The 25,465-nt window shown below is 34.8% G+C and carries 15 protein-coding genes; 1 reads left to right on the plus strand and 14 read right to left on the minus strand.

Annotation, left to right across the window (positions count from 1 at the left end; all coding sequences use genetic code 11):
- Positions 1-52 precede the first annotated feature (52 nt).
- From VB798_RS08585 to VB798_RS08650, 14 genes are all read right to left on the minus strand, one after another.
- Complete coding sequence (locus VB798_RS08585; RefSeq protein ID WP_323257950.1) at positions 53-1,732, minus strand: RagB/SusD family nutrient uptake outer membrane protein; 1,680 nt, start codon at positions 1,730-1,732, stop codon at positions 53-55.
- Positions 1,733-1,758: 26 nt separating this feature from the next.
- Positions 1,759-5,103 (minus strand): SusC/RagA family TonB-linked outer membrane protein, encoded by a 3,345-nt coding sequence (locus VB798_RS08590; RefSeq protein ID WP_323257952.1) that lies wholly within the window; start codon positions 5,101-5,103, stop codon positions 1,759-1,761.
- 71 nt (positions 5,104-5,174) lie between these two features.
- Complete coding sequence (locus VB798_RS08595; RefSeq protein WP_323257954.1) at positions 5,175-6,182, minus strand: FecR family protein; 1,008 nt, start codon at positions 6,180-6,182, stop codon at positions 5,175-5,177.
- Between the two features lie 210 nt (positions 6,183-6,392).
- Positions 6,393-7,079 (minus strand): RNA polymerase sigma-70 factor, encoded by a 687-nt coding sequence (locus VB798_RS08600; RefSeq protein ID WP_323257956.1) that lies wholly within the window; start codon positions 7,077-7,079, stop codon positions 6,393-6,395.
- Positions 7,080-7,657: 578 nt separating this feature from the next.
- The gene (locus VB798_RS08605) at positions 7,658-8,791 is read right to left on the minus strand and encodes an acyltransferase family protein (RefSeq protein ID WP_323257957.1); all 1,134 of its coding nucleotides are present in this window, start codon (positions 8,789-8,791) and stop codon (positions 7,658-7,660) included.
- A 183-nt stretch (positions 8,792-8,974) separates the two neighbouring features.
- Positions 8,975-11,173, minus strand: a complete 2,199-nt coding sequence (locus VB798_RS08610) for an alpha-N-acetylglucosaminidase (RefSeq protein ID WP_323257959.1) — start codon at positions 11,171-11,173, stop codon at positions 8,975-8,977.
- Positions 11,174-11,362: 189 nt separating this feature from the next.
- The gene (locus VB798_RS08615; RefSeq protein WP_323257961.1) at positions 11,363-12,979 is read right to left on the minus strand and encodes a RagB/SusD family nutrient uptake outer membrane protein; all 1,617 of its coding nucleotides are present in this window, start codon (positions 12,977-12,979) and stop codon (positions 11,363-11,365) included.
- Positions 12,980-12,998: 19 nt separating this feature from the next.
- Positions 12,999-16,268 (minus strand): TonB-dependent receptor, encoded by a 3,270-nt coding sequence (locus tag VB798_RS08620; RefSeq protein ID WP_323257963.1) that lies wholly within the window; start codon positions 16,266-16,268, stop codon positions 12,999-13,001.
- 387 nt (positions 16,269-16,655) lie between these two features.
- The gene (locus VB798_RS08625; RefSeq protein WP_323257965.1) at positions 16,656-17,861 is read right to left on the minus strand and encodes a FecR family protein; all 1,206 of its coding nucleotides are present in this window, start codon (positions 17,859-17,861) and stop codon (positions 16,656-16,658) included.
- Positions 17,862-18,003: 142 nt separating this feature from the next.
- Positions 18,004-18,600, minus strand: a complete 597-nt coding sequence (locus VB798_RS08630; protein WP_323257967.1) for an RNA polymerase sigma factor — start codon at positions 18,598-18,600, stop codon at positions 18,004-18,006.
- Positions 18,601-18,860: 260 nt separating this feature from the next.
- Complete coding sequence (locus tag VB798_RS08635) at positions 18,861-19,073, minus strand: heavy-metal-associated domain-containing protein (protein WP_323257969.1); 213 nt, start codon at positions 19,071-19,073, stop codon at positions 18,861-18,863.
- An 82-nt stretch (positions 19,074-19,155) separates the two neighbouring features.
- Positions 19,156-21,384, minus strand: a complete 2,229-nt coding sequence (locus tag VB798_RS08640) for a heavy metal translocating P-type ATPase (RefSeq protein ID WP_323257971.1) — start codon at positions 21,382-21,384, stop codon at positions 19,156-19,158.
- Between the two features lie 150 nt (positions 21,385-21,534).
- The gene (locus VB798_RS08645) at positions 21,535-23,580 is read right to left on the minus strand and encodes a M48 family metallopeptidase (protein ID WP_323257973.1); all 2,046 of its coding nucleotides are present in this window, start codon (positions 23,578-23,580) and stop codon (positions 21,535-21,537) included.
- A 103-nt stretch (positions 23,581-23,683) separates the two neighbouring features.
- The gene (locus VB798_RS08650) at positions 23,684-24,187 is read right to left on the minus strand and encodes a heme-binding domain-containing protein (RefSeq protein ID WP_323257975.1); all 504 of its coding nucleotides are present in this window, start codon (positions 24,185-24,187) and stop codon (positions 23,684-23,686) included.
- A 184-nt stretch (positions 24,188-24,371) separates the two neighbouring features.
- On the opposite strand from VB798_RS08650, the gene VB798_RS08655 reads away from it, so the two are divergent.
- Positions 24,372-25,196 (plus strand): SGNH/GDSL hydrolase family protein, encoded by an 825-nt coding sequence (locus VB798_RS08655; protein ID WP_323257977.1) that lies wholly within the window; start codon positions 24,372-24,374, stop codon positions 25,194-25,196.
- Positions 25,197-25,465: the final 269 nt, after the last annotated feature.

Below are 25,465 nucleotides of genomic sequence, written 5' to 3' on the forward strand. Positions count from 1 at the left end.
TTCTTTTGGAAAAAGAAATCACTAAATCACAATTCACTCATTCACCATTATCTTACCATCCCGGATTTTGTGGGAATTCAGATTTATTGGTAATTACATCAAGATGCGATTGAGGAATTGGTCTTAATACTTGAAAATCCTTGATATTACTTTTAGCATTTGGATTATACGCTTTTACATATTCCACCAATTTACCTGTTCTTTTCAAATCAAACCATCGTAATAATTCTCCACCTAATTCTCTGGCACGTTCTTCCAAGACAAAATCAATATTCATCTGACTTGCAGTTACTTGCATATCAGCAGTACGACCAGCTTTTGCACGATTTGTTCTCAATAAATTCATGTATTTTACCGCTTCGGCAGCATTGCCAGCTTTCATTTCTCCCTCAGCAGCAATCAAATACATTTCGGCAATTCTTTGTACAAAAGCGTCTCTTTTACTTCTAAATTCAAAAATCGCTGTTCTATCTGTCGTACTGTTGTGTTTGTGCATTTCGATGAAATTACGGAAATCTACTAAAGATTGGTCAGGATTATACAAATCGTTGATGTCTTTCACTTCATATTTCAAGGCTTTACTTGCTTTGAAGCTTGAAGACAATGCTTTATGACTCCAATAAACAGCGGTATCACCTTGAATCATATTAGTATAAGCTCCAATTTTACCGCCATTTGCTTTCCATACTTCTTTGAAAGTACCATCGTAACGTTGATCAATATCACTATTGAAAAGTTCTAAATATCTTCTGGTACAAGCATAACGTTGGAAACCAATACTGTTTGGAATATCCAAAATCATTCCTGCATGAAAATCATAGCGTGGCGTAAACATCAAGTGCAATTGATTTCCACCTTCTGGACGGAAAGCGTTGGCAGTAGAGTTTCCATCAAATTCCAAATCCGCAGGATTCAACAAATTATCAGCTGAATAATTCACATAAAAAATTACTTCTGAATTCGTCGAACCTTCGCTATTATTGATGTCCCAAAGTGCTTTATAATCGCTGTATAATTTGAAATTATAATCACTAATTACTTTTTTTGCCAGAGCAGCTGCTTCTGCATTTTGTCCACGAGTCAACAACATTCTTGCTTTAAATGCCTCAGCTGCTGGTTTTGTTACTCTTCCGCCTTCGTGGTTAATTCTTCCGCCAAGGTTCGCAATCGCTAAATCTAAATCCGCAAAAATTACTTTGTAAAACTCATCAACAGAGCTTTTTGTAGAAGTAGTTTGTACGCCAATTGTCGGTTTTGTCGATAAATGTACGCCGCCCCAAGTTTCTACAATGAGCCAATTGTACATCGCTCTGAGGTAATATACTTCACCCAAACGCAATTTTTTTGTTGCTTCTGGCAAAGGTGAAGCTGGGATTTTTTCGATAGCCGTATTACAGTAATTGATTGCCGCATACAATCTGCTCCAATATACTTGTATAATTGGGCTTTGACTATTGAAATTCGCACTCATATCCGCAATTTCTGGATGGTGACAGTCGCCACCTTTCAAGAAAAGGTCGGTGGCTAATTCCGTCATTGTGGCTCCGCCTTCTTTTCCGTACCAAAAACGAAGTGGCGTATAAGTACTGTTTACTAAAGATTCTATCCCAGTGGTGGTAGCGTAAAAAGTATCGCCTGTTAATCCACTTTTGTTTGTTTCATCTAAAAAATCTGAACATGACGACAGCCCGAAAGCAAATGCGCCTATCATGAATGTGAATATCTTTTTCATAATTCTATATTTTAAAAATCGAGAAATTAAAAATTAACATTTAAACCAAAAATCAACTGCTTCGTCATTGGGAAAGCTAAACTTCCGCCACGTTCTGGATCGTAAGGTGCTAACTTGCTGAATGTAAAGTAGTTTCTCATGGTTGTGTAAACTCTAATTTTCGAAACGCCCCATTTGCTACTGATTTTTGAAGGAATTTCGTAGCCTAAAGAAATATTTTTGATTTTCAAGAATGAGCCATCCACATAATAAAGCGTACTCATGTAGCTACTATTTTGGTTTTTGTTCATGTCTGGACGAGGATGGTCGTTCGTTGGATTTTCTGGTGTCCAATAATCTACTTTTGGTCCATTTTCTCTGCCATCAATTTTATAATTTCCGCTGGCTTCGCTTCTAATCATTTGTCCTTCACGAGCAAAGAAGAAAACTGAAAGGTCGAAATTCTTGTAGCTAAAATTATTATTTACGCCAAGATTAAAGTTTGGACGAGGCGTTCCTACCACCATTCTATCGGCATCTGGAGTGATTTTTCCATCATTATTTACATCTTGAACTCTGATGTCGCCCGGTACTTGTCCGTATTTTGCCGCTTCAGATTCTTGTCCCAATTGCCAAATACCAATCTTTTTATAATCGTAAAATACTTGTGTTGGCTGACCAACAATCCACCCATTTCCTAAATCTCTTTCAGCACCGCCAGTCAATGCTACGATTTCTTCTTTGTTCGTTGAGAAAGTAAAATCCGTTGACCATTTTAAACCTTGAGGAGATTTACTAACAAGATTTAGGGTAGAAATTTCGATTTCTAAACCTTTGTTAGCTGTTTTTCCAACGTTTTCGTAAACACTTGTATAACCAGAAGTATTCGGTAAAACACGTTGCATCAACAAATCGCTGGTGTTACTTTGGTAATAATTAATCGCTCCGTTAATTCTATTATTCAAGATTCCAAAATCAAGCCCGACGTTAGTCGTTGCCGTCGTTTCCCAAGAAAGATTTGGGTTTGAAATCGCTTTAGGATAATATCCATAAGCCGCAACTTCTCCGAATGAATACGTTACTTTGCCTAAACCACCCAAAGTTTGGTAAGGCGAAATCGCTGAGTTTCCAGAAATACCATAACTCGCTCTCAATTTCAAGTCAGTAAACAAAGAAGTATTTTTCATGAATGATTCTTCAGAAATTCTCCAACCCAAAGCTACCGAAGGGAAGTATCCCCATTTATTTCCTGCTGCTAAAACCGAAGAACCATCTGCTCTTAAACTCGCACTTAACAAGTATTTACTATTATATTGATAGTTAACTCTTCCAAAAAAAGATTCTAAAGTACTTTCTACCAAACCGCTTTTAATCGCTACTTGGGCTGAGTTTGCACCTAAATCAAAGAAAGTAGTCGTTTCTGAAACTTGATTGAAACCTGTTCCTGAGAATGATTCCGTCGAACGACTCAAAAAGCTATTTCCTAACAAGAAATTGAAATCATGCTTGCCCAATGTTTTCAGATAAGTAAGCGTATTTTCCCAAGTGTAATTTAAAGTATTCGCACTTTCGATGCCCGATTGAGAGATATTCCCAGCTCTGGTAATGGTTTGCGCACCATAATAATATCCTCGGCGACTGTTCTGAATATCTAAACCAAAAGCTGTTTTGAAAGTCAGATTTTTGATGATTTCCCAATCTAAATATGAAGTATTGAAAATTCTTTTTTCCAATAAATTATTGGTATAAACACCCGGTACTTCGTCCGCCAAAGGCGTAATATTAAAGCTTTGACCCGCTACAGGATAAATGATAATATTTCCATTGGCATCGTAAGGCGTACCGTAAGGATTGATTTTATTTGCCTGATTCAAAGGATCTTGACGAACGTCGTTGTCACGATAAGTATAGAAAATCTTCGAACCAATTTTTACATTTTGGAACAATTGATGATTTACACCAACACTTCCGTTGTAACGTGTCAACTGGTCATTTTTAAACAAACCTTTTTCGCCATAAGCACCGAATGAAATATTAAAAGTAGTTTTATCAGAACCGCCACTCAATGAAATTTCATGATTTTGGATTGAGCCTTTTTTCAGAATTTCTCCTCTCCAATCTACAAATTTGTGGTTTTTGATAGCATCTAATTCTTCTGGATTAAAAATTGATGCCTCGTTTGTGATGCCCCTTGTACGGAAAGCTTCTCTTTTAAAAGCTGCATATTCTTCTCCGTTTTGAATCGCTCCTAAACCAGCATTATCTTGCACACCATAATATGAACTGAATGAAATTCTGGTTTTGCCAGATGCTCCGCTGTTGGTTGTAATCAAAATAACACCGTTTGCACCACGAGTACCATAAATTGCGGTGGAAGAAGCATCTTTCAAAACCACCATCGTTTTAATATCAGAAGGATTTATTTCCAAAGCCGAAGCACTATAAGGCACGCCATCCACCAAAATCAAGGGAGAATTTGAAGCACTCAACGAACGATTTCCACGTAAAGTAAAGCTTAAACTTGACCCCGCTTGTCCATCATTTCTAGTCAAATCCAACCCTGCAATTTTACCTTGTAAAGATTCCAAAGCGTTACTCGTTGGAGTAGCGACAATATCAGCAGATTTTAAGACAGAAACCGAACCTGTTAAATCCTTCTTTTGTACCGTTCCATAACCAACTACGACTACTTCATTCAAGGTTTTGTCATCAATTTGTAATGAAATATTGATTGTTTTTTGATTGCCAACCAATACTTCTTTATTGGTATAACCTACAAAACTGAAAACCAAAATGGCTTTTTCATCTGGTACTGCAATTTTAAAGTTTCCATTGGCATCAGAATTTACCCCTCGGTTCGTTCCTTTTAATACAATATTTACTCCCGGCAAACCTTGTCCTTTTTCGTCAATTACTTTCCCTGAAACGGTTTGTTCTAAAACCGTTATGTTTTCCGAAACAAGGTTTGATTGTATTTCCGATTGGGAGGTATTGGCAGTATTACTCTCTATATTTTTCTGATTTTGATTATTTTCGGAAGAGAGCGTCCCCAAATCACCTCTTCCTTTTTCTTTTTTTCCTTCCATCACCAAATAAGAAGTTTTGTTTACCTTTTTATAAGTAAGTCCAAAAGGAGAAAGTAAGCGGTCAAGATTTTTTTCGATACTAGTATTAGCCTGAATCGTATTGCTTTGAACCATGTAACGTTCTACAGTTTTGAGTTCAAACATGATTTCTACTTTATACTGGTTTTTTAGTTCCGATAAAGCATCTTTCAATTTTTTACTTGATGAAGGCGTTCTTTCTGCCTGAGTATTTTGAGGCATTTGTTGCACCATCGCAAGAGCTTGCGAAAGCCCGATTTGCTTACCAAGAAGCATGAGAGTGACCATAAGCCCCAATTGTGAGGCTTTTTGTAATCGTTTTTTCATAATAAATGGAGGAGATGTTTTAGGAAATGTTTTTAATATTCCGACAATTGTACATGCGTACCTTGACGGACTACATTAATGTTTAATAATTCTGAGATTGATTTTAAAAGTTCATCTACATTTTCTGCCCTGAACGAGCCCATCAGTACTCTTTTTGAAAGTTCTGAACCTTTGATTTCTACTTGCAATCCATAATTTTCTTCTAATAAATAGGCGACTTCTTCCAAAGTTGTTTCTTCAAAAACAAAGCGTTGATCTTCCCATGCCGAATAAGCTTGCGGTTCGGCAGTTTCTTTGATTTGTACATGATTGTGGCGGTCGAGTGTTAGCAATTCACCCGGTTTCATCATTACATTTTTACTTTGTTTTCCTTCTTGATAATATAGTTGTACTTTCCCTTTATTCAAAATCACTTTTGAGCCTCTCTTTCTGGCATAAACAGTAAATTCTGTTCCTAAAACTACTACTTCAAAATTGTTCGCAGATTTTACGATAAATTGCTGATTATCAACAGTATGTTTTACAGAAAAATTGGCTTCTCCACTTAAAAATACTTCTCTGTTAGTTTGGCCAAAACCCCAACGAAGCAAACGAAGCGATGAATTTGAATTAAGCGTTACTTTACTTCCATCGGGCAACACCAAGGATTGCGTTTCGCCAAAAGTAGTTTGGTAATTTTGGTAAATGATTTTATCCTGAAAAATAAATGCCGTTAAACCCATTAGCAATACAATTGAGGCGGCAATTAGCCAATTCATTTTACGGCGATTATTATTTTCAGATAATGGTTCAATTACTTCTTCTTCTTCGGGTAATTCGTCATGAGGATTTCCTTTGATAAAGGCATTGAAATTATCTAAAGCCTCATGGCTTTCGGCTAAATACTGAGGATGTTTTTTCTCCCATTCTTCCAGCCATTGGTAATATAATTCTTCATTGGCTTCATCTTTCAACCATTCTTCAATGAGATTACGTTGCAAAGGTGAAGTCTTCCGAGCGAAATGGTCAAATATTAATTCGTATGTTATTGCTAATTTCATTGTGTCTAAAGTCTTTTAATAGAATCGGATAATAGTTGAGGAAAAGGTTTTGGTCTATATAATTAAGACACATTTTTTTGAAAAACCCCTTAGTAAATATGAATTGTGAGTTTTGAATTTTGAATTGTGTCAGCCGTTGTGGTTTTTAATAACAAAACAAAATCGTTGATTTCACTAATACGCTTAATATTTACTGTTTTTTGTTGATTCTTAATTTTTAATCAACAAATAAATAATCCCAATCAACCAATGTTCTTTCAAACCTTTTCTTATAATTGACAATGCTTTTCCGATGTGTACTTCAACCGTTTTGATAGAAATATTCAATTCGTTGGCGACTTCTTGATATTTTTTTCCTTCAAAACGATTCAATAAAAATGCTTTTCTACATTGTGGTGAAAGCGATTCTACTAATTCTTCTACCTGATGAAATACTTCTTCAAATTGTGTGATACTGTCGGGTCTTTGTCCAGAAGAGGATTCAAAATTGATGGCTGAATCCAATTCATCTAATTGTTTAAATTCCGACCGAATATGATTATAAGCTTCATTCCGAACACATCTAAACAAGTAAAACCGATAGGAGGAAGTGACGGTCAGATAAGCTTTCGTTTTCCAAAACCTACAAAATACTTCACTCACAATATCTTCGGCAAGTTCTTTTGAATACACAAAACGTACCGCATGGCTACAAAGAATTTTATGATAACGCCTAAACAGCATTTCGCAGCCCTTTTGTGGCGATTCTTCAAAAGCTTTACGAATAAAAAGCTCTGAATCATTGAAAGCCGTTTTTTCTTCGAGTATCATTTCTTGCTCTTCCACCAATGCCTTAATTTCAGGAATGGCGGAATCACTCAACTCGTCAATGGATTCATGCGTTTTCAGCGTATTCATAAGCTATGATTTTAACAATAAATTCTTTGAATTATTCTATAGTATATAAAGGTAAGACACAATCTATCAAAAAGCCCCTTAGTAGTTAGAGGATTTTTTTTTGAAAAACTTTTTGGGGGATATTAGAAGCAAGAGATTAGATTCAAGAAGCAGGACGTGAGATACCAGACTTTAGAACTGAAGGATGCTTTAAAAAGAAGTATTGAGTATTAAAACCTCAGATTTAGAAGAAGTATTTGAGTCTTGATGAGTTTTGTGCCTTGAGGTTTTTGATAAGAAATATAAGTATAGAACTATTTATGGAGTCTATTTTTCGTTTTTAAAATCTGAGTAGTGGTTGGTGTTTGGTATTTTAGATTCCTAATTTGCGTAGGAAAGATTCAACAGGCACTCAAAATGTTACTTAAACCAATTTTTTGTAGTGGTAATCCCTTGCGGTTGCCATTTCGGATAAGGCAACCGCAAGGGATTGCCACTACAAATTTCCTTTAAAAGGAATTTCAATCATCTAAAGAAATTATTTTAAAACTTACATTTAGATATATTAATATTTTTTACTCTTAATTCTGCCCTAATGCTTATATCTTCAAAAAGACTTTTTTCTTGTAAAATATGTACAATAAAATAATCTGCGTAAGCGTAACTGAACAAGCAGTAAAAACAGGTTGCCAAAGTACAGGAGTATGCGAAATAAGTCCGCCAAAGAAAAAATTAGCGGTATATCCAAAATTTACAATGCCTTCGGATGCCATGTAAATCAAAATTGAATTTGCGCCAATCCAAACAAATGGCAATGCCCATTTTTGAAATTTCCACAAGTCTATCACTAAATGAAATAAAGCAAAAAACAAGATACAACATCCCCCGACAAAGCAAACAAATGAGCTCGACCAAAGGCGTTTGTTGATGGGAAATGAAATATCCCAAAGTAAACCCAAGCCAATGAGTACAAAAGCTGCGATTGTCATTAAGAGTACTTTTTTATAGGCTGAAAATGCAGACTCAGCTTTTAAAAAAGTAGCTGTAAATACACCCAACATTGCCGTACCGATGGCTGGAATGGTTGATAAAATTCCTTCGGGGTCATGAACGATGCTGTGTAATCTGCCCGGTAATAAAATGCGGTCGATGTAAGACTCAAGTGAACCTTCCTTGGTTAATACTCCCGCACCAAAACCCGGAACTGGAACATATTTCATGATAAGCCAATAACCTAACAAAATAAATGCAAAGCAGAAAATCTGTTTTTGAGTATTGAAATTCAAATAAATGATTCCTGCAAAAAACCAAGCCAAACCGATTCTGCCCAAAACACTGGCGATACGTGTTTGTTCATAAGCATTCCATTTGAAAAGTCCGTTTACTACTACTCCAAGGAAAATTAAAATTACTGTTCGTCTTATCATCGCCAAGTACAATGGCTTTTTAATGACATTTGGCAATTCGTTGGGACTATCAACAGATGCCTCTGCTACTTTCTTTTGCATTGAAAAAGGCATTGACATTCCCGCAATAAAAAGAAAAAGCGGAAAAATCATGTCATAAAAAGTAATTCCATTCCAAGCGGTATGATGCAATTGTTCAGACATCCATTCAAGTAAAGGAATATGGGTTGTTTCTGCCAAAGCGTGAATAATGTGTTCGCCACTCATTATCCAAAACATATCGAAGCCACGCAGAGCATCTAAAGAAATAAGTCTTGTATCTTTCATAGAGTGTTTGTTTATTGAGTTCTTTATTGAGTGAATTGTGAGTTAGTGAGTTGTGAATTAGTGATTATTTTTCAGTTACTTATTAATACTTATATAAGAGTTTATTAATGAGCTGATTATACATTTATAATAAAACACAACTTATTTAACAATCACTAACTCACTCATTCACAATTCACTCAATCACAACTCATTTCTGTACTTTTTGTACATTTTCAAGGCTACTTGATGGCTATTGCCTTTAGTTGTAGTAGGAAAATTCTTTTGTGTTTTCACCCAATTCCATTCCCAAGTGCGGATGTTGGCATCAAATGTTTTTAAATTTGGCTCACGGTTTTCTGCCAAAGATTTGTTGAGTTCTACAAAAAATTGTTGCCATCTTGGTTTATAAAAATCATTTAATAATCCACTCCATTGACGGTTAGAATATTCGTGCAAAGGATTGTTGGCATCGCCCCAAAGTGTAATCAGGTCACGAGCATTTTGTTCATAAAGTGCTTTTTCGGCAGGAGTACTACCCCAACTTCTTGCAGAACTTATCCACGGACCAAGCATAAAATCTTTACGAGTTGCTAATAATTCGTCCATATCAGCAATCAAATCAATAAAAGCTTGAGCGTCTTTTTTGAATTGCACTTCATTTTTTTCTTTGTAAGCATTCTTCCATTTTTTCTGCAAAACAAGGGCATGATTTGCCAATACTTGTCGAGTAATATCTACCAAATCGTACTGAAAACCATCAGAATCAATACCTTTTTTTGAAGCTTCTACAAACAAATCCCAAGCAGGGAGCAAGTCTTTAGGTTTATAATTCAGCTTAGTTTTTGTCCAAACCGTCGTAGAATCAAAAGTTGGGCGACCTGTAATAATTGATTCCGCACCATCACGAATATCTTTGCCATTATAAACTGTTTGACGAAGTACTTGCCAAGCTTCCACTAAAGATTTATCATCCGTTTTGTAACGATTCTTTGCGTACTTTACTAACCATTCATTCAAATCTACTGGTGTAGTTTGCCATGTATGTTGCATCATCAATTCGTAAATCACAGGATTTTGTTCGATGGCTTCCATCGTTAAACCTATTCCTTGTAAATTTTTAGAATTTGGGTCGTTCAATGCCAAAGCTGGACCGCTGGCTACGCCATCCATTCTACCAAAAAGATTGACATTTCCTCCAAAATTATTCAACATATTCCAAATCCACGGTTTGCCATAAAAAGCATGAGTACGTTTCCAAACGGGTTCGATTTCTGTTGCTAAATCTAATAATAACATTTTATCATTAGGAACAGCACTTAATAAAGCTTCGATTTGTGGTGCTTTCCAGAATTTTCTATCACTGTAAAATAACCAACCTTGCATCACCCAAACGGCATCAGGGTCTGCTTGACGCATTCCTTCATAAATTCTGGCACTCAGTTTCGATAAATAAGCTGGTTCGTCGGTTGGCGGTTCATTTTCATTGAAAGTATCAGCCGAATACAAATGGTCTGAACCGAAAAGTTTTGTTTGTTTATTGATAAACTTTTTGCCTAATTCTGCAAAAAGCGGGTCTTCTGAATCCAAAATATAAGTATCGCCAAAGCCGTTTGTCCAGTTAGTGGCTTTTAATTTTGCATTTGGATATTTCTTTTTGAACGCCGCAGGCACGTGTCCAGTAAAAGCAGGCAAAACAGGTTTCATGCCTAAAGCACGTTCTCTTTGCACAATTTTTACTTGTAAATCTTTATGTGATTTCATCCAACTCACAGGTAATGGACCGCCCCAACCATCAAGATTTCCCATCCAAAACCAAGAAAAATATGCTGGTCCACTGAAAAAATCTTTCAAATCATTATCCGAAAAACCCATTTCATTATATACTTCTCGCCAAGTATATTCTTCCCCCGTAATCGCCAAAGGCATATTGATTCCGTGCATCGCCATCCAGTCGATTTCTTTTTGCCATCTTTCCCAATTCCACCACGACATACTGTAATTGAAAGTACAGTAATTCAAATAGTAGCGATATTGATAGGGTGTTTTTTTAGCAATTTTTGTCGGAATTTGTGGCAGTTTTACTGGTAAATCAAGATTTACACCATTCCAAGTAATTTGGCAATGGCAATATTCTGTTAAGTAATAATATAAAGCAGAAGCAACAGCCACGCCATTGTTTCCTCTTAAAATGATTTTTTGGTTCTTGCTTTCTATTTCAAAAAGGTCTTTGGGTGCAGTACTTTCTAATGATTCGACCACAAAAAATTGTGCTTTCTGAGGAATCACCCTGCCAATGAGTGCTTGGGCTTCTTGCTTATTAAGCTGTGCATTTGTCAGATGACAACTCAAAAGCACAAAGATGACCACGAGAAAGCCAATGGGCTGAGATAGTTTAGTCATGTGGAGTATAGTTTGGGTTATAAAGCTAAACCTTTAGCGGAAGGTTTAGCTTATAACTTTAAAAAAAATTGGGTATGATTACTCTAAATTTTTGATAAAAAAACTGATTAAAATACGAACGACAATCAATATACGTGTACATTAACCACAGGTAATGATTTTACCAAAACCTGTGGTTAACACTAGATTTTAATAGCCAGGATTCTGTTTCAAAGCAGGATTTAACTGTAAAGCCACTCTTGGAATTGGGAAAATTCTACGATAGGCTTCAGCATTTGTTTTATAGCCCCATTTGTTTTCGTATTTTCCAAAGCGAATCATGTCATTTCTGCGCCAGCCTTCCCAAGCAAATTCACGAGTTCTTTCTGCATAAATAAATTCTAAATCAACACTTGTTAAAGCAGCAGAAGTAGTTCTTAATGCTCTTAATTGATTTACCAAAGCAAGTGGAGTATGTCCTAAAGTGGCTGCACCACCTCTTAAAATAGCTTCTGCTTTCATTAAAACGATGTCTGAATAACGGAAAACAGGTTTATCGTTATTTTGATTTCTGTTTAAAGAAGTAGCATCAGGATAAAATTTGATATTGCGGTAGCCCATATTCCAAGCGATTTCATCGTTACCCACATCAAATGAAGCAACATCTTGACGCAAAGTAACTTCTGGCGTTAAGTTTACATGATAAGTTACCGAAGCCGATGGGTTACTTCCTTTATAGTACTGATCATAACCAATATTGGTTGTGGTAACCGTTACAGGCGTAACACCGTCATTCATATATTGTAAACCTGTAAGCCATTGCTTATTACGAATATCGTTCGCATCATTAAAATAAGCATAGTATTCAGGTAAAGTACTTGCCGCACCCGCTGGCGTAAATGGCAAACTAAACTTTTGACGTTCGCTTCTTGGTACATCAAAACGAGCATGAATATTTACAGATCTAAACGGGAAACTGTTTGCAGCAGCTGGGTCGTAAGGAACAGCGAAAATAAATTCCTTCATTTGTGGTCCATTTGCTGGATAAAACATGTTCAGATATGAATTCTTTGGCTCAAGTGCATATAATCCTGAATTCATTATTTTATCACAAGCCGCAATACAATCATCATATCTTTTTGTGCCTGTGTATTGTTCAGCATTCAAATACATTTTGGCTAATAAAGCATAAGCAGTCCATTTATTGGCTCTTCCATAAGTACTTACGCCAGATACATCACTAAGATAAGGCAAAGCAGCATTAATTTCTTTTTCAATAAAATTGAAAACTTCTGCTCTTGGAACATTCGTTTTTGGATTAAAATCACCGTATAATGTATCAATTGGTACATTTCCGAAGTTATCCATCATCATAAAATAAGCGAATGCTCTTACCATTTTGATTTCAGCCAAATTGGTTTTCTTGATTGCTCCTTCGGGCATTGTAGTTGACAAAATCGACAATGATTGATTGGCAACACCAATGGTAGTTGATAACCAAGTCCAGTTACCGTTAATATAACTATTATCGGGAGTCCAAGTATGGTAGTGCATCGTTTGGTTTTGTCCGCCATCAAACCAGTTACCACCTCTTGCAGGCATAATTCCTTCGTCGGTACTAAATGATTGTTGGAAGAAATGCTCAACAGCATAATTCCCTCTTAGTGCTACATAAACAGGACCAGAAGCTGAAATAAATTGCTCTGTATTAGTCGGAAAAACATCCGTTGTTAATTCAGTTGTTACAGGAACATACAAATCGTGGCAGGAAACCAGCATGCTTGAAAGTAACACTGAAAATAATATATTTAAATATGATTTTTTCATGATTTCAAAATTTTAAAAATTAGAATGATACATTAACACCTAACAAGAAAGTACGAGTTTTAGGGTAGAAGTTATTATAATCTACACCCGGAGCAATACCGCCCTGATTCACTTCTGGATCAACACCTGTATATTTTGTTATGACAAAAAGGTTGTTGACAGAAGTATAAATTCTTAGGTTTTTAATCACTGAACCTAACTTTTTGAAGTTATAGCCCAAAGTAGCATTATCGAATCTAATAAAGCTTCCATCTTCAATAAAGCGTGAAGAATAGAAGTAAGCGTTGATATCAGAAGCCGATTCATTAGCTGCATCTGCTAAAATATTGGAATATTGCGCTGTGTTTGGTCTGAATAAATCAGCACGTGTAGCATTGAAAATTTTGTTGCCAAATACTCCTCTGATGAAAAGATTGAAATCAAAATTTTGATATTTGAATGTGTTACTCCAGCCTAACAATAATTTTGGTTGTGCGCTACCTAAGTAATGATAATCAGTTCCTTCTCGTGGCGCTGTTGTTAATTTACCGTCGGCTCCAACAAATTGAGAAACACCATTTGCATTTTTTCCAGCATACTCTAATGCAAAGAATTGTCCAAGTGGTCGTCCAGCTTTCAAGATTTGTAAAGATCTACCCGACTGTCCACCACCTTCTGGGCGTGATAACAATACAGAGTCACCACCTGCAAATAATGGATTTGATAAGCTTGTAATCAAGTTGGTATTATGAGCAAGGTTCATATTACTTGTCCAAGTAAAATTACTTTTCGTAATTAATTTAGCACTTAAGCTCAATTCAATCCCTTTGTTATTAATACTTCCACCATTGGCAACAATGCTTCCATTTGGTACTAGAATCGGGTCAACGCTATAAGAGTAAATCATTCCAGTTGTTGTTTTATCATACAATTCTAATGAACCACTTACTTTGTTATTCGCCGTAGTAAAGTCTAAACCAATGTTGGTTGTCGATGTTTTTTCCCATTGTAAATTTGGATTAGCAGCTTTTGTTGGGCCATAAGCTCCTGTTAATGAGCCATTATAATAATATGTTCCAAGACTTCCAGAAATAAACTGTGCTGTGTAAGCATTGAAACCCGAAGCATTACCTGTTACACCATAACTTGCTCTTAGTTTCAAATCGCTCAATATTGTTTGGTTTTCCATGAAATCTTCTTGGCTGATTCTCCAAGCTCCACCAATTGAAGGGAAGTAACCCCATTGATTATTAGCACCAAATACCGACGAACCATCTCTTCTGATTGAACCTTGCAACAAGTATTTACTTTTGAAGTTATAGTTAAATCTAGCAAAATCAGAAATCAATTGTGTTTCTTGATATACGCCATCTGGTCCGAAACTAATTTGAAAACCAGAAGTACCATAAGGGTTACTCAAGGCTAAGTTATTGTAACCAATATTATCTACAGGTAAATTACTTGTTGTTACTTGGAAACCTTCACCAATTTTATTGTTTTGCCAAGAATATCCAATTACTGCATTAATTGAATGATCACCAAATTCCTTGTTCCAAGTTAAGTATGTTTCTAAAATTTTATTGGTATTTTGGTAAGAGCTTCTAGTTGCTTGTCCATTCTTTCCAAATGCTTGTTGGTAGTGAAAACCCAAACCCGGATCTGGATTATCATACATGTTATTATAAGTAGTTGTATAATATTTGTTGTAATATGAACCTTGTAATGAATTTGAGTTCATATACGATAAATCTAAATTATACGTCAAGCCAAAAGGTAATTCTAATTGTGTTTTAAAACTTCCGATGAGGTTACTGTATTTAGTATTCATCTGACTGTTATTAATCATGGCTACTGGATTGTAATAGCCAGAATTTTCTGGATTTTCAAAATACGTACCATTTTCATTGGTGATAGGCGAAACTGGTAAATACGACGTAGATTGTAATAAAACGGTATTTCTGTAAGGAATATCCTGAGCATCACTGCTTGAATTCGTGATTGAAAAACCAAATTTCAATTTATCTTTTAAAGCCAATTGTTCAATTGATAAACGAGCGATTACTCTTTCTAATGAGCTATTCAATAATATACCTTCTTTCTTTACGTAGTTCAAACTAGCACTATAAGTAGTATGTTCGCCACCGCCGTTGAAAGATAAGTTATGATTCGTAGAAATAGCCGAACTTTTTTGGATAGCAGATTGCCAATCGGTATTAGCTCCTTTATCATCTTTTGGAGAAAAACCAACATTGATTTTTGTTAAAAATGCTCTCAATTGGTCAGCCGTCATCATATCTAATTTGTTAGATACTTTTTCCATCCCAACAAATGAACTGTAAGAAACCTGCATTTGTCCTTGCTTTCCTTTTTTTGTTGTTACCATGATTACGCCATTTGCGGCACGGTTTCCATAGATTGCAGTGGCTGCGGCATCTTTCAACACATCAATAGAGGCAATATCATCAGGCGCAATCGTTGAAATATCAGCACCAGGCACGCCATCAATTACATAAAATGGATTCTGCGCACTATTAATCGTTGAAGCACCACGCATAATTACGGCTGCAGGTTTGTTCGGGTCACCACTGGCTGTGATATTCAAGCCCGGTACTTTACCTTGCAAAAGCTGACCAACATCTGTAATCGCACCTCTATTAAGTTCTTCTGTTTTTACAGTACTTACTGCACTCGAAAGATTTTTACGTGATTGTTTTCCATAACCTACTACCGCAATTTCTGCCAAAGAAGTTGCTACTTCTTGCAAGCTAACCGCAATAAATGTTTGGCTACCAACCAATACTTCTTTGGATTTATAGCCAATATATGAAAAAACAAGTGTTTCATCTTTTGAAGCATTCAAAGAGAATTCACCATTAGCATCGGTTGTTGTTCCTTTGCTTGTGCCTTTAATGGCAATATTTACACCTACCAATGGTTTGGTATCGGTAGAAGAAATTACTTTTCCTTTAACAGTTTGTACAATTATTTCAACAGGAGCTTCTAGTTTAGGGATTACTTTTTTAGGTTTTACAACAATTGTTTTATCAACCATTAAATAATCTAGTGGTTGATTGGCAAAACATTCTTCAAGTACTTTTTCAATATTAGCATTTTTTAGATTGATAGATACCTTGTCGGCATTCAATAACAAATCTGTTTTATACCAAAAAGTATAATCGCTTTGCTTTTCTATCTCTTTAAATACTTTATTGATAGCGGTATTTTTAAGGTTTAAATTAAACCTCTGCGAAAACCCTACAGCGCTTACCTGTAAATATATCGTCAATGATAAAATAAAGGTTAGTTTCATGACCCTGAAAAATTTAGTGGATAGTTTTTGTCCACGACAGGAAGCCGAAATACACGGCAAGCCCAGCCTAATTTGGAAAATAGGATTGCGATTCATACTTTTGTTTTGGGGTTTTAAATAAGATACTTGGAAAATTTATTTTAATCGAACTCCGACTTTGGGCGAAAACGTGGCTGCGTTTTCGCTTTTTTCGTTATTCAATGTCTTCTAGTGGAATGAGTGCCACTTTCACTGAAAAATGTTAAATGTTTTTTATACTCAGTAATTTTTATTTCGGATTGTGGATTTGGGATTTCGGAACTAAAATCACTAATTCAATTTCAGGCTGTGGATTTGAGATTTTAGGATTAAAAATCACTCAATCACAATTCACTAACTCACAATTTCTCAAGGCGTTATAATAATTTTTTTGCCTTCAATTTTAAATTGTACTTCACTCATTGACAGAATTTTCAATACATTTGAAAGATTTGTATTTCTTTGAAGTTTACCCGTAAAATGCTCGTCAGGAATTTTACCAATATATTGAATATCAACATCATACCATCTTTCAATTTGTCGCATAATCAGTTCTAAACTGGCGTTATTAAATTGAAAATATCCATTTTTCCAAGCTAATTCTTCGTCCAAACTCACATCGTTAATGGTTCTAAAAATACCATTATTAAAGCCAACTTTCGCTTGCTGACCGGGTTGAAGAATGGTAGAACGTTCGTTTTTACTCACTTTTACAGAACCTTCCAACAAAGTAGTTTTCGTCGCTTTTTCATTTGGATAAGCCATTACATTGAAATGTGTTCCCAATACTTCAATTACCTGTCCATCGCTAATTACCTTAAATGGCTTCTTAGCATTTTTGGCAACTTCAAAATATATTTCCCCAGTCATTTCCACTTTACGCTCATTGCCAGAAAAAACCAGTGGGAATCTTAAACTTGAAGCGGCATTCAACCATACTTTCGTACCATCCGATAATACCACTTGATATTGCCCACCTTTGGGCGTAGTAATGGTATTATACCTAGGTTGGGCAATAGCCGATTGCTTAGATTCATAAACCAATTGTCCATTTTCTGGCTTTAGAATACTGGTTTCACCTTGTTTGCTGAGTGTACCATTTTTGGAATTATCCAATATTACTTCTGAGCCATCATCAAATGTTAAAATCGCTTTATCGCTTCCCGGTAAAATATCATTTTTTTCAAATTCTTTTACTTGTACAATTCTATTTTCTGTTCTTTTGTCAACAGTATTGTATTGAAACCAAGCGAATAATCCAAGCGATATAATTAAAGCAACAGAGGCAGCTATGCTATAGCTTATTTTACCAAAAATAGGTTTTACTTCTTGCTCAAAGTTTTCTTCTTCCGTTACTTCTTGTTCTTGAGAAAAAATTGAAGACAAAATTCTTTGCGACATTTCTTCTGGCATCTCAAGTGTAGATTCATGCTTTTTCCACGAACTATGTAAAATTACTTCTAACTCGCTTTCCGATGCAGAATTCGCCCATTTCATCAACTCATACTTTTCCTCTTCAGTACAATCATTACTGAAATATTTTCCAACCAAAAAGTTGATTCTTTCTGAAGGCATATTAATCAATGGCTTTTAAACCTTTAAGACTATAAAATTTATGTAAGCAAAAACAATCGAAAAGTATCGTTTTTTGTGCTTAACTAAATAGAAGACATTTCTCGGAAAGGATAGGACTAGTTAAGAAGAAATTATTTTTAAATTATTTTTTGAGCATAATCCAAAACATGTAAAAAATATACATGGCTGCCTGATATTTAAGTTTGTGTTTGATGGTATTGATGGCTTGAATGATGTGATTTTTAACCGTAGAAGGGGAGAGGTTTAACATTTCAGCAATTTCATCGTGTTTTAAGTATTGTTCACGACTAAGCTTAAAGATAAGTTTTTGTTGGGGAGGGAGGTTTTCGATAATTTGCTTCAACAGTTTTTGTGTTTCATCAAATTGAATCATGTTATCGGTGGAATTTACTTCAATATCTTGTGTGTCAAAATATTCAGCATACAACATTGTTTGTCTAGCAACATTTTTAAACGCATTAATCGCTTGATTTTTTGCCATTCTAAACAAGTAAGCATCAAATTTAACAATATTCACCAGTTCACTTTTATCTTTCCAAAGCTTCAAAAAAATCTCTTGGATAATATCTTCTGTAATCTCATTTGACTCCGTTAAACGAAACAAATATCCGTATAACTTCTTTTTGTACGTATGAAATAGGGTAGCAAAAGCCTGTTCGTTTCCAGACGAAGCAAGTTCTAGCAGTTCATTTTCATCATATAAAAGCTTTGTAATCATTTAGTCAAAAAAGTATATTTTCTATAAATAAAGAAACTCAATTTTTAAATATACTTATTTTTTTGTCAAAATGTGCTGATTTTTAAACTAGATTTCTAAAAAAAGTGAATTTTAGAATATTTATCAAGTAAAAATAGACTCTCTGAAAAGTCTATTTTATGTTTTTAAATATTCTCTGAAATTGAGTTTACAAAGAAGCTTTATCCTCAATAGTTGAATATTAAGGATAAAACTTTATTCTGATGAGATGAAAAAATCTACTACTGTTTCTCAATGCTAAATCCAGCCTTCTGTACGGCTTCGATTACTTCTTCTGCATTAAGTTTTTCTTCTCCAGAAACGCTGAGAATTTTATCAGCATTATTAATGTCCACTTGCCAGTTTTCGATATTTTCTACTTGGTTCAAGAATGGTTTTACTTTTGCAATGCAATTGTTGCAATTGATATTGGTTTTGAATGATAACTTTTCCATTTTTAATTGTGATTGAGTGAATTCGTGAGTTGTGAAGGGAATGTTTTATTCGATAATTCACAACTCACTAATTCGCAATTGATTAATTTCTATATTTTAAACGAATACTATTACTTACTACTGAAACTGAGCTGAGTGCCATCGCAGCCCCTGCAATCATTGGATTTAACAAAAAGCCATTGAAAGGAAATAACAAACCTGCTGCCAAAGGAATTCCGATAAGATTATAGATAAATGCCCAAAACAAATTCTGACGTATGGTAGAAACCGTCTGTCGAGAAAGCTTCAAGGCTTGAGGAATTTTTAATAAATCCGAAGAAATTAAAGTCATTTTGGCTACGTCCATCGCAATATCCGAACCTTTTCCCATCGCAATACTGATGTCGGCTTGTGCCAAAGCTTGTGAATCGTTGATGCCGTCGCCCACCATCGCTACTACTTTTCCTTCTTTTTGTAATTGCTTGATAAATTCAGCTTTATCATTGGGCATCAAACTCGCTTTTACATTTTTGATACCGACTTCATCTGCTACTTTTTGAGCGGTCAAAATATTATCGCCTGTTAGCATAAATACTTCAATTCCTACTTCTTGCAATTCTCGAATGGCAATGTTAGAAGTACTTTTGATTTTATCCGTGATGGCTATTATCGCTAATATTTCTTTTTCATTGGCAAAAACTACAACAGTTTTTCCTTGTTTTTCTAACGAAATAATCGACTGATTTTCAATGCCTAAAACGATACTTTCAATCCATTTTGGACTGCCGACAAAATAGTTCAGACCTTCAAAATTTGCTCTAATACCTTTCCCAACTACATTTTCAAAAGTATTGATGGTCAAAGGTTTTACGCCTTCAGCTTTTAAATGTTGTGTAACAGCTTCTGCCAAAGAATGACTTGAAAGGCTTTCTAAAGACAATAAAATACTTTTGTTTGTCTCATTCTTCGATTCACTTATCCAAATAAAATCACTCACAGATGGTTTCCCTTCGGTAATCGTACCCGTTTTGTCTAAAATAATGGCGTTTACGTTATGAGCAATTTCTAAGCTTTCTGCGTCTTTTATCAAAATCCCATTTTCAGCTCCTTTACCGACTCCAACCATAATTGCAGTAGGCGTAGCTAAGCCCAAAGCACAAGGACAAGCAATGACCAAAACCGAAACAGAAGTTAATAAAGCATGAGTCAAAGCATTTTCACCTCCGAAAATCATCCAAATAACAAAAGTCAACACGGCAATGATGATTACGATTGGCACAAAAATACTGGCAATTTTATCGACTAATTTTTGTACAGGTGCTTTACTTCCTTGCGCTTCTTGAACCAATTGGATAATCTGAGCCAGAAAAGTTTCATCGCCTACTTTTTCAGCAATAAATTTAAAACTTCCTTGCTGATTAACTGTACCAGAAAACACTTTTGAACCTTTACTTTTCTCCACAGGAAGCGGTTCGCCACTCATCATACTTTCATCCACAAAGGAATTTCCTGATAAAACTTTACCATCAACGGGTATTTTATCTCCCGGACGAATCAGAATTCTGTCGCTTACTTGTACTTCGGCAATGGGTATTTCCTTTTCTTCACCATTTTCAATCACCCAAACAGTTTTAGGTTGTAAACCCATCAATTTTTTGATGGCTGTTGAAGTATTAGATTTTGCATTCTCTTCTAACAGTTTTCCCAAAATGATAAAAACAATTACCACGGCGGCGGCTTCATAATACACATGAGCGTGTAAACCTCGGTGATGCCAAAATTCAGGGAAAAGTGTATTGTATAAACTAAATATAAAGGCAATTCCAGTACTCAAAGCCACCAAAGTATCCATATTGGCAGTACCTGCACGAGTTTGTTTGAGAGCATTCACAAAGAATTGTCGCCCGAACCAAAGTAAAACTGGCGTGGTTAGCGCTAATTCTATCCAATTGGCGTAGGGCATTTCCATCAAAAACATGCCAATAATTACTACAGGAATCGTTAAAATACTTGCCCAAATAAGGTTTTGTTTGAGTTTTTGATATTGATTTTCTTTTAGAATTGCCTGCTGTTCTTTGGCTTTTTCGGGTGTTCCTAAAATAAGACCGTAGCCAATTTGTTGTAATTTTTCTTGTAAAAATTCTGGAGAAGTAAGACTGGTATCAAATTGAATTTTAGCAGATTCATTCGCAAAATTGACGGCAGAGTCCAATACTCCATTTTGTTTATGAAGAATATTCTCAACACTACTCGCACAAGCCGCACAAGTCATTCCCGTAACAGGAACAATCAATGTTTTGATTTTGGGTTGATTATCTAATTCGCTTTCCATCTTTTGTGTCATATTTTGATAACACAAAATTAGCTTGCAAGATTGGCTAATGGCTTACATAATTATTGGGAAAGTTTACATAATTTGGGAAAGCGAAGTTTCAATTTTGTGAATGAAGCTTCGCTTTTTTTTACGAGTTGGAGACTCGTGCTATTGTTTTGTAAGTTTCACCATAAAATTTAAAAGTTCTTTTTTGCTTTCAAAGAATTTTCGCCCGATAATATATTGATACTGTTGAATACTCATCATCATAATATTGAGTGCATTATCGTCGTAGGTTGGTCTTGAAAAATAGACAAATACTTCTGATAAGTATTTGTTCAAATTCTCTCTGATTTCATCTGTAATGACCGACTGATACCTCTCGTCGCTCAAGAGTTTACCTATTTGTTCTTTAAAAGATTTTTCTAATTCATAAATAGTATTGATATTTTGTTCGATTACCTCAAAAGGAGTATTGTAATTAATAAATGCCGTAGCATTCATCATTTTTGCATAAATTTCAAATTGCTCATCGTAGCTTTTATCTATTTCATCATAAGCTTGGTATTGATTAAGGTACTCCGTTTCCAAACTTTGAGTTTGTGCTAATTGTAAAAAATATTGAAAAATAGCTTTATCATTTATGTCGATTTCTTCCTTCAAACGTGCCAATTCTGTTTCTAAAATAGGAATTAATTCATCACATTGTTTTGGAGAGTATTTTACGCCGTCGTAGTCAAAAGATTTTATCACTAAATCTCCACTTTTTATCTGTGTAATGGTTTGAATATCTCTTTCTACGGCTATTGAAGTATAAACGGTGTCAATTGCATTATCACTGTATAAGTCGTTGAAACTTAAATTTTTAGCACTTTCTAATGAATCTTTCTCGAAATAGACTGGATTTTTATTGTCGTAATAACAGTTGAAAATGGAGTCGAAAGTATTGGCTCGATAATCTTTGGTATAAGCTTCGATAAATTCTTCCGTCTTTTCATCTTTTATTTCTGTCGTGTAATCAATCCTTGAAAATAAATTATCCGTTATTTTCTCTTGTACAACATCAATATTGTTGAATAACACTATTGCTTTTTCGGGTTTATTATTCTTAACACCAATATTCAATTTTTGAAGAGCCGCTACTCTATCTTCAGTATTTGGGTGAGAAGCCCACTGATTTGTTATCACCAATTTGGTTTTATTGTAGCGGTTAAAATTTGAAATATCTACTTGTGGAAGGTTATTTTCATTAGGAAGCTTATTCTCTTTCGCCAAGAAATTCATGACAAATTGATGCTGAGGATAAATATTTGAAGGTTTTATCGCTTCCCCAATTTTTTCACTATAATAATTGATAACAGCATTATAGGATTGGTCTGCTAAATCTAATCGTAACAACGAAGTAATTAAAGGCTCAGAACCTGCCACATTTGCCGCTACTTCATCCGCATGAAATTCCATTTCTCTTGATAAGCTCATGTAACTCAAATTCACAATGTCATAAATCTTTTGAAGTATCCATTGAATTCCTTTGATAATTCTTAAAGCAATGGCTACAAAAAAAGCCAAGTAACTATGTACATTTGCGATACTGCTCGCTTTAGATTCAAAAGAATCGTTCTCGTAAAGTAGATTATAAATGATTTGATTTACATTATACACATAGCTTCCAACTTTCATAGACCTTTGCGAAAAATGCCCAAACTCATGCGCTAAAATCGCCTCAAATTCACTTACAGAAACTGAGTTAACTAAACCGACTCCAATTTGCAAGTTTTTCTTAATCGGTAAAAACATGCTCAAGAAACTTGAATCATAGAATACTGAAGCATTGACATCAGAAGATAAATAATTTTTTTTAGGGAAATCTGTCTTTACTTCATCCACTATTTTTTGAATAAAAGCAAAAAGTTTAGGCTCTTGTTCAGCTGTGATTTCAATAAGATGAGAGCGGTCAACAATGTTCTTTTTAAAAATAAATTTTGCCAAGAAGAAGAGAATCAAAATTCCCATCGCAACCAAACCGACTCCTACCAAAAGCGTAAAAAAGGTAGGTTTATAAACGATTATAGCAATTCCTGCATAAGCACTAATAAAAGTAAAGATTAGAGCCAAAATCATCAAGGCTAGATAAGTAACAATAAATAGGCAAATGGACAAAATTGCCTTAACAGTCATTTTTTTGAATGATTCAGAAACGGTGATGTGTTGCATAGAATATTTGAGGGAATGTATAAGTAGATTTATTAATTTCAATGTAAAGCTTTGTAATATCAACGAAAACGAATTTTCACGAGTTGGAAACTCGTGTTACTGTTCATTCAGGTTTTTTTCTTCTTTTCAAAACCAAACTATCTGCAGGATAATTGGCTTTTAAAGTATCCATTTGAGCTTTTGCCCAGTCGATTAATACTTTCTTTTGATTTTCGGTCAAGTTTGCTTCTTTGTGTAAACCCAAATAGGTGTAAGAAGCTAAAGGCATTTCACCTTCTTTTACCATTTCGATGGTCTCTTCTAATTTATGGTTTTGAACGGCAATCGGTAATTTTGTAAAAGTAGATAAATTCAATTCATCTTTTCCTTCTTCTACATGATGTGCCAACCACGAAGCCACAGGCTGAACATTGGCGTACCAAGGATATTCGGTTTTGTTACTGTGGCAATCGTTACAAGCTACTTTCAAAATTTCTTTTACTTCGCCCGTTACCACATATTTAGTGGAAATATCGTAGGTTTGATCGTCTGAAAGATTTCTTTCTGGGCGAATAAATTGGATTAATCCCAATAAAATGACAATTCCTAATAAGATTTTATTTTTCATGTTAATTAAGTTTATAATGGTAATGTTTTTTAAAGAATATTTAAAATGTAATAGTAATTAAAAATCACTAAATCGCCAACGATATAAATCATTGAAAAATGTTTCTATTTGGAAAATTATTATGTCAAGTATAATTTCAAGCAAAGATTCTTTTACCATCTGTAGCACAAAAACACTATTAACGATGAAACAAAAAATATTACTCTTAGTCTTGATTGGACTATTAACTTCTTTTGCTCCAAAGAAAATCACTTGGGTAGCAATAGGGGATTCTATTACTTATCTGAACGACCATCCTAAAGAAACTGGCAATAGAATTACAAAAGGTTATATGACGGGTGTTGTTGAAAAATTACCTCAATTTGAATACATTAATCAAGGACATAATGGTTGGACTTCCGTACGAATTGCCGAACAAATTGAAAATCTAGGACTTGTTAAAGCAGATGTGTATTCTATTTTTTTGGGCACGAATGATTGGTGGGGTGGAAAACCTCTAGGCACTTTTGCTGACTATCAAAATAATACAGGAAGCACGACAGCTCATGGTGCTTTTCGCATCATTATTAATAAAATTAGGGCGTTGAATCCGGAAGCAAAAATTGTTTTGATTACGCCGATGCAAAGAGCTGATTTTGTTTATATCGCCAATCCTAAAAACAATGCTTATGGTTCTTACAGAGAGAAAAAGGGTCAACTTTTATCACAGTTTGCAGAAGCGATTAAAGCCATCGGCAAGTACGAAAATATCAAAGTGGTTGATTTATACAATCAGAAAAAACTGAAAGTTGAAAAACTTGTCTATTTTAAACGTTTAAAAGACACCCTCACTAGCGAATACAAAAATTATACTTATCCAGCTTTCGTTGATGTTCCTTTCAATGCAACCACTGATGAATATCCATATCCATTAGAATCCATCAATATGACTTATGATGGCTTGCATCCATCCGACAAAGGTTATGAAGTAATTACTAAGCAATTAGTAAAAGTGATGAAGAGGTTTTAATTTTTAAATACACTAATTTTTTATCCTGTCGCTGAATTCAAAATATTCGGGGACAGGATTTTTTTTGATAAAATCTATACGCAAAAGTTTAGCATATGTTTTATGGTATAATTATGCTTATGTTAAACAGAACCTCAAATCATATCCAATCCCTCTACACAACACAGATTATTCAGTGAGATATTTCGCAACTGATGCAACCTATTATGCCAAATACAAGGTCTATGTTAAAGAATTTCTATTACATTAATTTTTTACCCACTAAATAA

The sequence above is a fragment of the Arcicella lustrica genome, from assembly GCF_034930985.1.
Classification (GTDB): Bacteria; Bacteroidota; Bacteroidia; order Cytophagales; family Spirosomataceae; genus Arcicella; species Arcicella lustrica.